General features: G+C 65.0%; 10 protein-coding genes. 3 read left to right on the top strand and 7 right to left on the bottom strand.

Features of this window, described 5'->3' with window-relative positions; translation table 11 throughout:
- Positions 1-113 precede the first annotated feature (113 nt).
- Complete coding sequence (locus PQR08_RS36375; RefSeq protein ID WP_250483410.1) at positions 114-698, top strand: GNAT family N-acetyltransferase; 585 nt, start codon at positions 114-116, stop codon at positions 696-698.
- On the opposite strand, the gene PQR08_RS36370 is transcribed toward PQR08_RS36375, so the two are convergent.
- Positions 682-1,581 carry a LysR family transcriptional regulator gene (locus tag PQR08_RS36370; RefSeq protein ID WP_408164103.1) on the bottom strand — a complete coding sequence of 300 codons (900 nt, stop codon included), beginning with the start codon at positions 1,579-1,581 and terminating at the stop codon, positions 682-684. The genes PQR08_RS36375 and PQR08_RS36370 overlap by 17 nt on opposite strands.
- Positions 1,582-1,689: 108 nt before the next feature.
- Between PQR08_RS36370 and PQR08_RS36365 the strand changes: the two genes are divergently transcribed.
- On the top strand, positions 1,690-2,523 hold the full coding sequence (locus PQR08_RS36365) for a nitrilase-related carbon-nitrogen hydrolase (RefSeq protein WP_250483412.1): 834 nt from the start codon (positions 1,690-1,692) through the stop codon (positions 2,521-2,523).
- A gap of 81 nt (positions 2,524-2,604) precedes the next feature.
- Positions 2,605-3,882, top strand: coding sequence for an amidohydrolase family protein (locus tag PQR08_RS36360; protein ID WP_250483413.1), 1,278 nt, complete (start codon positions 2,605-2,607; stop codon positions 3,880-3,882).
- 48 nt (positions 3,883-3,930) lie between these two features.
- On the opposite strand, the gene PQR08_RS36355 is transcribed toward PQR08_RS36360, so the two are convergent.
- From PQR08_RS36355 to fixL, 6 genes are all read right to left on the bottom strand, one after another.
- Positions 3,931-6,042, bottom strand: coding sequence for a M3 family metallopeptidase (locus tag PQR08_RS36355; RefSeq protein WP_250483414.1), 2,112 nt, complete (start codon positions 6,040-6,042; stop codon positions 3,931-3,933).
- Positions 6,043-6,182: 140 nt separating this feature from the next.
- Positions 6,183-7,037 carry a bifunctional methylenetetrahydrofolate dehydrogenase/methenyltetrahydrofolate cyclohydrolase FolD gene (gene folD, locus PQR08_RS36350; RefSeq protein WP_250483415.1) on the bottom strand — a complete coding sequence of 285 codons (855 nt, stop codon included), beginning with the start codon at positions 7,035-7,037 and terminating at the stop codon, positions 6,183-6,185.
- A 214-nt stretch (positions 7,038-7,251) separates the two neighbouring features.
- On the bottom strand, positions 7,252-8,154 hold the full coding sequence (locus tag PQR08_RS36345) for a DUF2950 domain-containing protein (protein ID WP_250483416.1): 903 nt from the start codon (positions 8,152-8,154) through the stop codon (positions 7,252-7,254).
- Positions 8,155-8,213: 59 nt separating this feature from the next.
- Complete coding sequence (locus PQR08_RS36340) at positions 8,214-9,575, bottom strand: DUF3300 domain-containing protein (RefSeq protein WP_250483427.1); 1,362 nt, start codon at positions 9,573-9,575, stop codon at positions 8,214-8,216.
- Positions 9,576-10,011: 436 nt separating this feature from the next.
- Positions 10,012-10,647 (bottom strand): oxygen response regulator transcription factor FixJ, encoded by a 636-nt coding sequence (fixJ, locus tag PQR08_RS36335; RefSeq protein WP_014190971.1) that lies wholly within the window; start codon positions 10,645-10,647, stop codon positions 10,012-10,014.
- Positions 10,644-13,178: an oxygen sensor histidine kinase FixL gene (gene fixL / locus PQR08_RS36330; RefSeq protein WP_035506485.1), complete on the bottom strand. Its 2,535-nt coding sequence runs from the start codon at positions 13,176-13,178 to the stop codon at positions 10,644-10,646. The genes fixJ and fixL overlap by 4 nt, the downstream gene beginning before the upstream one ends.
- Positions 13,179-13,287: the final 109 nt, after the last annotated feature.

Here is a 13,287-nt window from a genome sequence, read left to right as displayed (position 1 = left end):
CCCCGCCCCGGGGAGGGGCAACACAAATAGACCGACACGAAATCAGGATTCCACAAAACCAAGCCAGCGCAGCGAATTATGATGTCGTCTGACCACAAACCTGCAATCGATCGATGAACCTACCGACCCTGAACGGGCAGCGCGTGCAGCTTCGCCCGCTGCAACGCGATGACCGCGCCGCCTTGCTCGACGCCGCCGCCGACGGCGAGCTCTGGAGTCTCAACGTAACAGTCGTTCCGAATGAAGACACCATCGACCGCTATCTCGATACCGCGTTCGCAGGCCGCGCCGCCGGCACGGTCATGCCGTTCACGATCGTGCGAACCGATGACGATCGCGTGGTCGGCAGCACGCGCTACTGGAAGATCGATCGCGTGAACCGCAAGCTCGAAATCGGCCATACGTGGCTCGCGGCATCGACGCAACGCACCGGCATCAACACCGAAGCGAAATATCTGTTGCTCGCGCACGCGTTCGAAGCGATGAACTGCGTGCGCGTGCAGTTCACCACCGACGAGCTCAACGAGAAATCGCGCGCCGCGATACTCGGCATCGGCGCGAAACAGGAAGGCATCGTGCGGCACGAGCGCATCATGCCCGATGGCCGCAAGCGCAACTCGGTACGCTTTTCGATCATCGATGACGAATGGCCCGCCGTCAAAGCGATGCTGCTCGCGAAGCTCAACCGTCGAGCGTAGCCGAAGCCTTCAGCGTCTTCACACGCGCTTTCATGAACGCGACGAAGCCGCGCGTGACGGTGTCGTCGCGTTCGGCTTGCCATGCGAGACCGACGCGCCATCGCGCAGGCTGATCGCGCAAGGTCAGCACGCGCGCATCGCGCAGCAGATATTGCGCACGCGATGGCAGGAACGCGGCGCCCACGCCGCCTGCCACGGATGCGAGCACGGACTGGATATCGTCCGCTTCCTGAATCACGCGCGGCACGAACGCGTGCTCCGTGCACCAGCGATCGATCTGCGCCGCGAGACCCGGCCCGCGCGTGCGCGACAGTGCGATGAATCCCGGCTCGTTCAGCTCGTTCAGGTCCGCGGGCAGACGCTTGTAGCGCGTGTGCTCGGGCACGGCGAGCGCGAGCGTTTCGTCGAGCACCGTGAACCCCGACAGCCCGGCGCTCGCGGGCATGCGCATGAATCCCACGTCGAGTTTATTGGCGAGGATGCGGCGCGTCTGCTCATGCGACGAAAGATCGTGCAGCGTGATGCTCACGCCCGGGTTGAGCGCGCCGAATTCCGCGATCAGCCTGGGCACATGCGTGAGCGTCGACAGGCACAGGCCGACACGCAAGAACCCGCGCGCGCCGCTCGCGGCTTCGCGTGCGCGGGCGAGCACGGTGTCGGCGTCGCGTACCAGCGATTGCGCATCGGCGATGAAGCCCGCGCCGAACGCCGTCAGGTCCGCGCCGTGTCGCCCGCGTTCGAACAGGCGCGCGCCGAGGCTCGCTTCGAGCGCGGCGATCTGCTTGCTGAGCGCGGGCTGGCTGAGATGCAAGGCTTCGGCTGCACGGCCGAAATGGCGCAAGTCCGCGATGGTGAGGAAGGCGCGCAGGAGTTTCAGTTCCATCGGATATTCGATTCCATTTGGCGATCGAATCGATCGAAACATTCATTTTACTTATCGATACGCGAGCGGTTCAATGAGGTCATCTACCCGTTTATTCCGGAGCCTCGCTTGGACGCCACCTCGTTTCGCATCGCTGTCAGCACGCTCGTGTCGCAAGGCGATGCGGCGCGCCATTGCGCGCTGATCGCGGACGCCGCATGTCAGGGCGTACAACTGGTGCTGTTCCCACAATTGAGCATCGGTGTGGCGGACGACGCATCGCGTGCCGAATCGTTCGATGGCCCGTCGATCCGCGCGATTGCCGCAGCCGTCGACGGAACCGGCGTCGCAGCAGGCGTCGGCTGGATCGAGCGCACCGAAGACGCACGCCTTTACGACAGCTATGCGATTCTCTTTCCCGGCGGCGCGCGTGTGCGTCATCGCAAGCTGCATGCATCGCATCGCGGATTGCACAGCGGCGAGCGCTTCACCGTGTTCGATGCGCCGCTCGGCGCACGCATCGGCATTCTGATCGGCGATGACAACGACGTCGTCGAGAACGTGCGGATGACGGCGCTCATGGGCGCGACGCTCCTTATCGCGCCGATGCGCGGCGATCGCACGCAGCGCGCGACGCTCGCCGCGCGCGCCGCCGACAACGGCATGTTCATCGCGTGCAGCCACACATCGGGCGACGAAGCGCTGATCGCAGGACCGGATGGCCGCGTGCTCGCGCGTCGTACATCGGAGGATGGCGGCCTCATTGTCGCGGACGTGAAGCCATCGTTGGCCGAGGCCAGCGCCGGGCGTCGGGCGCTATCTGCGCGCCGTCCCGATCTCTACGAACCGCTCGCGCGACAGGGCAACGCCTATCCGCTCAGGATCGAACCGGAACGCGCAATGTCGCGCGGTTCGCTGCCGCTCAGCTTCGCGGTGGTCGGACGCCATCGCGTGCTGCGCTGAATCGAACTCCGCACGGCCTTTCTGTCCCGATACAATCGAACGGACACATCGGACGAAAAGCCTGATACGGAGGTTTCGCACATGGATTTGATCATTCGCCGCGCGGCGCTCGCGGACTCGCGCGGGCTCGTCGATATCGGTATGGAGGCGGGGCGTATCGCCGCGATCGAGCCGCGTTTGACGGCCACCGCGCGAGAGGAAATCGATGCGAACGGCTCGCTCGTCACCGCGCCTTTCGTCGATGCGCATTTCCACATGGACGCGACGCTGTCCTATGGTTTGCCGCGCGTGAACGCGTCGGGCACGCTGCTCGAAGGCATCGCGCTGTGGGGCGAACTGAAGCCCGATCTCACGCAGGAAGCGCTCGTCGAGCGCGCGTCGCAGTACTGCGACTGGGCCGTCGCGCGCGGGCTGCTCGCGATCCGCTCTCACGTCGATGTATGCGATCCGCGCCTGCTGGCCGTGGAAGCGCTCGTCGAAGTGAAGCGCCGCGTGAAACCGTATCTCGATCTGCAACTCGTCGCGTTTCCGCAAGACGGCGTGTTGCGCAGCGCGGGCGCGTTCGAGAACCTGAAGCGCGCTATCGCGATGGGCGTCGATGTCGTCGGCGGCATTCCGCACTTCGAGCGCACGATGGCCGACGGCGCGGCATCGGTGAAGCTCTTGTGCGAGTTCGCGGCGGAGCAGGGCTTGCGCGTCGACATGCACTGCGACGAATCCGACGATCCGATGTCGCGTCATATCGAAACGCTCGCGGCGGAAACGCATCGGCTCGGGCTGCACGGACGGGTGACCGGCTCGCATCTCACGTCGATGCACTCGATGGACAACTACTACGTCAGCAAGCTCATTCCGCTGATGCGCGAGGCGGGCGTCGCGGCGATTGCGAATCCGCTCATCAACATCACGCTGCAAGGGCGCTCGGACACGTATCCGAAGCGACGAGGCATGACGCGCGTGCCGGAACTGATGGCGGGCGGCATCACGGTCGCGTTCGGCCACGATTGCGTGATGGACCCGTGGTACAGCCTCGGCTCCGGCGACATGCTCGAAGTCGCGCATATGGGTTTGCACGTCGCGCAGATGACCGGCGTCGATGCGATGCGCGCGTGCTTCGATGCGGTGACGAAAAATCCGGCGCGCATTCTCGGGCTGGAAGGCTATGGCATCGAAGTGGGCTGCAACGCGGATTGCGTCGTCCTCGATGCGCGCGATCCCATCGAAGCGATTCGCCTGCGCGCAGCGCGCACGGCTGTCGTTCGACGCGGCAAAGTGGTCAGCCGAAGCCCCGCCGTGCGCGCGACGCTGGCGCTGGAAGGGCGGCCATCGGAAGTGGATTTCAGGATCGACAGGCGATAAAAAACCCGGTCCCTTGCCTGCGGACCGGGTTGTCGAGCCGGCTAACGATCAGTGCGCCGCTTGCCCGGACATGCCGTTATGACGCAGCAATGCGTCGATGTCCGGCTCGCGTCCACGGAACGCCTTGAACGAATCCATCGCCGGGCGGCTGCCGCCCACTTCGAGAATCTCGCGGCGATAGCGCGTGCCCGTCGTCGCGTCGAGCACCGAGCCGTTGCCGGCCTTCGCGGCCTCTTCGAACGCGGCGTACGCATCGGCTGACAGCACTTCGGCCCACTTGTAGCTGTAGTAGCCCGCCGCGTAGCCGCCCGCGAAGATATGGCTGAACGTGTTCGGCCAGCGCGAGAACGGCGCCTGCGGAATCACATGGAACTTCTCGTTGATCGAGCGCGCGAGATCGTTCACGTTCTGCGTCGCGTTCGCCGGATCGTAGGACGTGTGCAGCACCATGTCGAACATCGAGAAGACGATCTGGCGCAGCGTGCCGAGACCGCTCTGGAAGTTCTTCGCGGCGAGCATCTTGTCGAACAGCTCGCGCGGCAGCGGCGCGCCGGTCTCGACATGCGCGGACATATCCGTCAACACGTCCCACTCCCAGCAGAAGTTCTCCATGAACTGCGACGGCAGTTCGACCGCGTCCCACTCCACGCCATTGATGCCCGACACGCCCAGCTCGTCGATGCGCGTCAGCATGTGATGCAGCCCGTGCCCGAACTCGTGGAACAGCGTGATGACTTCATCGTGCGTGAAGCAGGCGGGCTTGCCGCCCACCGGCGCCGAGAAATTGCACGTGAGATAGGCGACCGGCGTCTGCACGCCGCCTTGCGTGCGCTTGTGGCGCGAGCGGGCATCGTCCATCCAGGCGCCGCCGCGCTTGCCCTCGCGCGCGTAGAGGTCGAGATAGAACTGCGCGACGAGCGTGCCGTCCTTGTTCTCGACGCGGAAGAAGCGCACGTCCGGATTCCACACGGCGGCTTCGTCGCGGCGGATCGACACGTTGAAAAGCGTTTCGGTGACCTTGAAAAGGCCCTTCAGCACGGCTTCCTGCGGGAAGTATTGCTTCACTTCGTTCTCGGAGAACGAGTAGCGCTTCTGGCGCAGCTTCTCCGCTGCATACGCGATATCCCAGGGCTGCAGTTCGGGCATGCCGAGCTCGGTCGCGGCGAACGCGCGCAGTTCCATCCAGTCGTTTTCGGCGTAAGGGCGGGCGCGCGTGGCGAGATCTTCGAGGAACGCGATGACTTGCGCGGGCGATTCGGCCATCTTCGGCGCGAGCGACACTTCCGCGAAGTTCTGATAGCCGAGCGTCTTCGCTTCTTCCTCGCGCAGCTTCAGGTTCTCGACGACATTGGCCGTGTTGTCCCATTCGGCCTTGCCGTCGCCGTAGGTGCCGCCCAGTTCCGACGCACGCGTGACGTACGCGCGATACATGGCCTCGCGCATCGGGCGATGTTCGGCATATTGCAGCACGGGGAAATACGAAGGGAAGTGCAGGGTGAACTTCCAGCCTTCCTTGCCGTCGCGTTGCGCGGCTTCGCGGGCTGCTTCGATCACATCGTCGGGCAGCCCGGCGAGATCGCTTTTCTTCGTGACGATGTACGCGTACGCGTTGGTCGAATCGAGCACGTGATCGGAGAACGCCTTGGAGAGCGCTGCCTGCTCCTCCTGCAACTGCGCGAAACGCGGCTTGCGATCCTCGGGCAATTCCGCGCCCGACAGGCGGAAATCGCGCAGCGAGTTCTCCAGAATCTTCTTGCGCTCGGCCGACAGACCGGCGAATTCCGGGCCTGCGGCGATCGCCTTGTACTTTTCGTAGAGCGCGAGATTCTGCCCGACGCTCGCGGAGAATTCGGTGACGCGCGGCAGGTTTTCAGCGTGCGCGGCGCGCAGTTCGGGCGTATCGGCGACGGCGTTCAGATGGCCGATGACGCCCCACGCGCGCGACAGTTTTTCCGATTCCTGCTCGACCGCCTCGACGACGTCCTTCCAGGTCGCGGGCGTGTCCGGCGCGCTCGCGCGGTCGACGGCGGCTTTCGCATCGGCGAGCAGCACGTCGAGCGCGGGCGTGACGTGCGCGGGCTGAATCTCGCCGAAACGCGGAAGATCGGAAAAATCGAGCAGCGGATTGGCCGCTGCCGGGGTGGACGTGGTATCGCTCATGACTCTCCCGTTCTGATGTTGGACGAAGCCGGGAACGGGACGCGTGCCGCGCCGGCTCTCTCCGAGATTATTGGGGCGGGCGGGGCAAATTCCAATCGATTGTTTTTAAGGGGCCGATTAATGCCGCCCCGCGCCGATGTTCACGCCTGCGCCGTGCGCTCGGCCGCTTCGATCGTGTTGACGAGCAGCATCGTGATGGTCATCGGGCCGACGCCGCCCGGCACCGGCGTGATGAATCCGGCCACTTCGCTGACGCCCGCGAAATCGACGTCGCCGCACAGCTTGCCTTCGTCGTTGCGGTTCATGCCGACGTCGATCACGGTCGCGCCCGGCTTCACCATGTCCGCGGTCAGGATGTTGCGGCGGCCGACCGCGGCGACGATGACATCGGCGTCGCGCGTGTGCTTCGCAAGGTCGCGCGTCTTGCTGTGGCAGATGGTGACGGTCGCGCCGGCTTCGAGCAAGAGGAGCGCCATCGGCTTGCCGACGATGTTCGAGCGGCCGATCACCACCGCGTTCGCGCCTTTGAGGCTGATGTCGTGCGCCTCGAACATCTTCATCACGCCGTAGGGCGTGCACGGGCGAAAGAGCGGCTTGCCGGTCAGGAGCGCGCCCGCGTTGGCGACGTGAAAGCCGTCGACGTCCTTCTGCGGCGCGATGGCTTCGATGACCTTGTGGCTATCGATATGCGCGGGCAACGGCAGTTGCACGAGAATGCCGTGGATCGAGGGATCGGCGTTGAGCTTCGCGATGTGCGCGAGCAGTTCGTTTTCGGCGAGCGTCGCGGGGAAGCGGTCCATCACCGAGTGCAGGCCGTTGTCGTGGCAGGCCTTCACCTTGTTGCGCACGTAGACCTCGCTCGCGGGATTGTCGCCGACGAGCACGACGGCCAGGCCCGGCTTGTGTCCACGGGCGGTGAGTGCGGCGGCGCGCTGGGCGACGTCGGCGCGAAGGGTCTTGGAAAGGGCGTTGCCGTCGATGAGTTGGGCGGTCATGGCGAATCGGATCGAGGATGGGCGAGGGCGCGCGAGGGCGTAAAGCCGACGCCGTGCCCGCCGCTTTCGTGCGGCAGCGGTGCGCGGCGCTCGCGCATGGTGCTGGGCGCCTCGTCGGCAAATGCGCGGCAAATGCGCCCCTGGGAAGGGCGAAATTATACCGCCGGGCGCTATCGCGCGTTCCGGCCCGCCATCTTCGACACCTCGCCGGGACTCACGGCGTCACCACCTTCCACGACGAATCCGGATTGAACGACCTGATCGCCGCGGCCGCGCGTGTGGACGCCGGGCCGAGATCCTTCTCGTAGATCTGCCCGTCCTGATTGACGATGAAGGTCATCACGCCGGTCTCGCCGTAGCGCGCGGGCGTCGCAATCACGCCGAAGCCGTTCGTCAGCTTGCCGTCCTGCAGATAGTTCTTCGCGCCGCCCTGCGCGTTCGCGCCCTGCGCCGTCAGGATGCGGTAGTGGTAGCCGTAGTAGCCGTCCTTGTCGGTAGGCTTGTTCGGCATCGTCGCGGCGAGCGGACCGAGCGGGCTTTCCGGATCGCCCGGCGCGGTGTGCCAGTAGAGGCCGTCGTGCTTGCCGGGCGTGCTCACGAAACGGTCGGCGTAGCGGCCGGCCGTCATTTGATAGTCGCTTTGCGCGGCGACGACCGCGAGCGCGACCTGCATCGCCGAACGCTCGTTGCGGCCGATACGCCGCGTGAGCACTTCGTTGCGCGCGGCGGGCATGTCGAAGCGCCAGCCTTTCGCAACTTTCACGAGCGGAATCGGCAGGGTCCAGCCGCTCGTGCCCGCTTCGATATGGGCGGCCGGACGGCCATCGACCGGCTGTGTATCCTCGACGATGCGATGCTGCTGCGCCCACGCGGCGAGGTATGCGTAGATGTCCTCTTCGCCGATGCTGCCCTCGGGCACGTAGCGCCCGTGGTCCTTGCCGAGGACTTTCGAGAGCGCGGTTTCGTCGTTGGTCGCGATGGCGTCGGTGAACGCCTGCGCGGCGGCTTCGGCTGTGGGATACACGGCCTGCGCGTATGCGAACGATGCGCCGAGCGCGAGCGACGCGGCAACAAGTGCGCGAAGCAATGGCTTCTTCGATGAGGCGAGTGTTTTCATGTCGGGCTCCTGGATCTGGCGTTCGCCGCCTGAGCGGCGTTTGACGATGGACGCGATCATCACCGGCGGAATCCTCCTCCGCCGCCGCCTCGATGGAACCCGCCGCCGCCTCCGCCGCCACCTCCGTGGAATCCGCCGCCACCGCCGCCGCCGCGTTGCACGCCGCCGCCTCCATGGAATCCGCCGCCGCCACCACCACCACCACCGCCGCCGCCAAGCCCGCCGCCCGCCTGACGCTCGACACCGCCGCCGCGGTTATGTGACTGATTGGCGAACGACTCCCGGCTCGCCTGTCCGCGCTGCATGTCCTGCCGCGCACCGTTGCCGTCGCCCGCGCCGCGCAGCGCGTTATCGCGATTCACGTCCTGCGAGCGCTGCCGCAGGTCGCTCGTGTTGCGCGCGTTCTCTCCGCCGCCCTGGCGGATGCTCTGCACGCGCTGGCTGGCCGGCTCGTTGAGGTTTTGCCCGGTGCGCTGCTGCAGCGTCTGGGCCGCCTGCGCGCGCCCGTCCTCGCGGCCGCGAAACTGGTTGGCGTTCGCGCCGCGATTCGCGTTGTTCAACGTGTTCTGCCGGTTCTGGACGTTGGTCCGGTTGAACTGCGGATCGTTGCGGTTCCAGCGCACGTTGTTGCTGTTCGCGTTGATGCGGTTGCTCGTGTTGATGTTGTTGTAGCGGTTCACGTTGACGTTGACATCGCCGTGACCCCAGTTGCAATTGCCCCACAGCGAATTCACGACCGCGACGCCCGCGCCGAACGCGAGGCCGCCGACGAACGCCGACGCCATCGCATATCCCGGAGGCGGCGGCACGTAGACCGGCGGATAGGCTGGATAGGGCCATGTGCCGTACACGACCGTCGGGTTGTAGGTCGGCACATAGACTACTTGCGGATTGGCCGGCTCGATCTGGATCACCGTCGTGCTGGTGGTCGTGCTGCCCGGCGGCGGCGGCGCGCTCGTGACCTTCTGCTGCTCGTTCGTCTTGAGATTGCCCGCGCTTTGCGCCGCGCGCCGCAGACGCTGAACCGAGTCCATCACGTCGCTCGGCTGCGCGATGAAGGCGTTGCCGAGCTGCGTCACCCAGTCGATCTTGGAGGCCATCGTCGCGAGCGCCTGAGGGAACGCGACGAGCGATTGCACGCTCGGGTCCCACGGCTCGGATTGCACGGCCTTGACCGCGTCGTCGCCCTTGACGTTCGGATTCGCCTTCGACCACGCGGCCGCTTCGGTGATCTGCGACGGATACGTCGACGCCATCATCACCTGCGCGAGCAGCGCGTCGGGATAGAGCGCGACCGGCGCGGTCAGCGCATCGAGCTGCTGGTTCGTGAGCTTCGGCGCGGTGCTCGCGGCGTCCTGCGTCTGTGCGTGCACCTGTCCGGGAAGGAGCGCCGCGAGCGGCAGCGCGAGCGCAACGCTCATCGCGATGATCCGCAGCGTGCGCGCGCGATGCCCGACGACGATGTAAGGGTTTCGTTTCAAGATCAAGTCCTCCGGTGCACGCGCGATGCGCACGTTGCTTGCCGACAGGCGGCGAACTGATGCGCAGTGCTTGATGAAAGCGAAGGGAACGATGCGAGAGAGCGCGCTGGTCTCGAAGGTATCGACACCAAACGTTTGACCGTCGAGCAAGTACGTGGCAGACGCCTTGTCGCGCATGACCGTTGTCCGGTAGTGGGTCCGGCCAAATTACGGGCGGGCCGCGATGTGTGTCAACGTGATTCAGGAAATATCACGTTTCACTCTCGCCGACAACGGGGGTTTCGGAAGGGGACGGGCGGCGCGATGCGGGCATCGGGCGCGCCATGAAAGCGCGGCCGGCATGACGATGCCGGCCGCGAACGGGAGAGCGAAGCCGTTACTGCTGAGGCTTGTTCGACAGCGCGAGGCGCAGCAGATCCGCGACAGTGTTCACAGAGAGCTTCTCCATGATGTTCGCGCGATGCGCTTCCACCGTCTTGATGCTGATGCCGAGATCGTCGGCGATCTGCTTGTTCAGGCGTCCCGCGATGATGCGTTCGAGCACCTGATGCTCGCGCGCGGTCAGCTTGCCCAGACGCTCGGCGGCGGCGCGCTGCTGCTGCACGCTGGTGCTTTCGCTGCGCGCCTTTTCCAGCATGCGCTCCACGAGCTTGCGCAGCTCGGCCTCGTCGAAAGGCTTTTCGATGAAGTCCATCGCGCCTTTTTTCATCGTCGAGACGGCCATCGGCACGTCGCCGTGACCCGTCACGAAGATGATCGGCAGGAGCGAATTCTCGGCGATGAGTTTCTCCTGCAACTCCAGCCCCGTCATGCCGGCCATCCGCACGTCGAGGATCAGGCAGGAAATCGCGCCGGAGTGCGAGATCGGCAGATAGACGTCGAGAAACGATTCCGCGCTGGAGAAACACTGAACGCGATAGCCGTTTGCTTCGAGCAGCCAGCGCAAGGAATCACGCACGGCTTCGTCATCGTCGACGACGAAGACGGTTTCCTGAGTGGTGACTGTGCTCATAGTTCTCCCGTAACTGTTTGTTGTCTCGTATGTTCGTCCTGCGCATCCGTGCCGCTCGTGCCCGAGCTGCCGTCCACTGCGCCGATCGGCAGGCTGCAGTGGAAGGTCGCGCCGGTCACGTGGCCGTCCGCTTCGACGTTGTTGACGACCCAGAGGCGTCCGCGATGCGACTCGATGATCGAGCGGCAGATGTTCAGCCCCATGCCCATGCCATCGGACTTGGTGCTGTAAAACGGTTCGAAGAGGCGCTCGGCGGTTGCCTCGTCCACGCCCGGACCCTGATCGACCACGCTGATGCACACGAAGCCGCCGTCCATGCGCTGCACGACGACGCGAATCACCGGATCGATGGCGTTCGGTTTCGCATCATGCATCGCCTCGGCCGCGTTTTTCAACAGGTTGACCAACACTTGTTCGATCAAAACCGGATCGACGTAGATCACCGGCATGCGCGAGCGGATTTCGGTGACGATGCGAATCTTGCGTTTGCGCGCCTCGATTTCGGCGAGACCGACCGCGTCCGCGACGATATCCGCGACGCGCGCCGCCTGGCGCTTGGGCTCGCTGCGCTTCACGAACTCGCGGATGCGCTTGATGATCATGCCTGCGCGTACGGCCTGCTGCGCGGTCTTTTCGAGCACGGGAAGCAGCGTTTCCTGCGTCACGCGGCCGGATTTCACCAGCGCGACGCAGCCCGAACAATAGTTGTTGATCGCCGCGAGCGGCTGATTCAGCTCGTGCGCGAGCGACGACGCCATTTCGCCCATCGTCATCAGGCGGCTCGTGAACTGGAGCTTTTCTTCCTGCTGATGCGCGAGTTCCTGCGCCTGCTTGCGCTGCGTGATGTCGGTGGCGATCTGCATCTGCGCGAGATGGCCGTCGACCCACTGGATGTACTGGCGGCGCACCTCAAACCACTTCTGGATGCCTTCGACATAGACTTCCTGCGCGTCCGCCGAGCTTTCGGTGAGCGCGGTGGCGGGCAGGCCCGCGTAGGTGTCGACCATGTCGATGGTGTCCGACGAACTCTGCGAGCCGCCGTCGAACGCGGCGCCCGCGAGCTCCAGATGCCCGTCCGGACGGATGCCGAACAGATGCCGGTAATAGCGATTGGCGAAGAGCAGCTCGGCTTCGTCGGCGGCGAGCACGGAGACGGCCGCGTCGAGGCTTTCGAGCACGGTGGTGAAGCGCTCGTGCGCGGCGGCGAGTTCTTCGCGCGCGCGCTTGGGCTCGGTGATGTCCGTCATCGAGGACATCCAGCCGGTCTGCCGGCCCGAACTGTCGATCAGCGGCGACACGTACAGCCGCGCGTGGAAGAACGAACCGTCCTTGCGCCGCACGCGCAGTTCGAAGCCGGAAGAAGGCGCCTTGCCGCGCAGCGTCATGTCGAGCTGGCGCTGCATTTCGGGATACGCGTCGCGCGGCCAGTACGGGAACGGCGCGTTCTTGCCGACGAGATCGCTCTCGTCCCAGCCCGTCATGCGGCAGAACGCGGGATTCACGTGCGTGATGCGGCCGTGCATGTCGAGCACGCGCATGCCGATCAGCACCGAGTTTTCCATCGCGCGTCGAAAAAACGCTTCGGCGTACAGCGCCTGTTGCGCCTCGAAGCGCTGGCGCGTGTGCTTCCACAGGCTCCAGAGACTCCAGAGCACGAAGCACGACAAACCCGCGACGAGCCAGACGAGCGTGTTGTTGGTGAAGTTCGTGAGCTGCGGATACGAATACACGCGCACCGACAGGCCCTGTCCCGGCGGATCGAGCGGCAGGTCGTAGAACATGTCGCGCGGCAGGCGCGGGCGGCTCGACGTGGTCGCGAGCTCGCGGTTGTTCAGGTCGGTGATGGAAATCTTGTACTTCGCCGACAGTTCGCTGGGAATGTCGTGCTTCAGGACGCCTTCGATCGAGAACACCGCCGCGATCGAGCCGAGAAACTCGCGGTCGCGGAAAACCGGTGTCTGCAGGGTGATATAGCCATTGCCGAGGTCGTCGTAGAGCAACGGCGAGTAGACTTGGCGGCGGGTGGTGCGCGCTTCGTCGAATGCGGCCTGCACGGCCTCGTCCATCTGCGTGTCGTTGGGCTTCGCGAGCCGCGATCCGAGCACGGGCAGCGGCGTATTCGGCCAGCGGGGCTTATGCTCGCTCGTGTACCAGTTCATGTAGAGGATCTCGGGATGCCCCTGCATGATGTCGGTGGACGAGGTCTGGAAGGTTTGCGGGTCGCCGTGGCCGGTCGCGATGTCGCGCGCGAGCGCCTGGATCTGCTCCTGCGCGCCGGTCATCGAAAGACGGATTTGCTGCTGTGCCCACGCGACATTCCGATAGAGCGTGTCTTCCTGCTGCTGTTGCTCGCGCCGGTTCAGGCTCCATAGGATGAGACTCATCACGACCAGGAATACCAGGATCGAAATGAGCGGCGTGAGTAAATAGGAGTTCGACCACCACGGGCCGTGGTGCCAGCGGGAGGGCGAGGCGTCGGTCGGCTTTCGCGCGACCCTCGCCGAGCGTTTGATCAGCCGTTCGGTCAACATGGAAGCGATTGTAACGCAGCGCCTGATTGTTAATCGGCGTAAAAAGACGGTAAAGAAGTATGGATTGTCGCAAAAGGAGGAGAAACATCTGAACAAAAAAGTCTTATCG

It is taken from the genome of Caballeronia jiangsuensis (assembly GCF_046030135.1).
Taxonomy (GTDB): Bacteria; Pseudomonadota; Gammaproteobacteria; order Burkholderiales; family Burkholderiaceae; genus Caballeronia; species Caballeronia jiangsuensis.
Note: the sequence above shows the minus strand (reverse complement) of the source record. Positions and strands in the feature narration are given on the sequence as shown.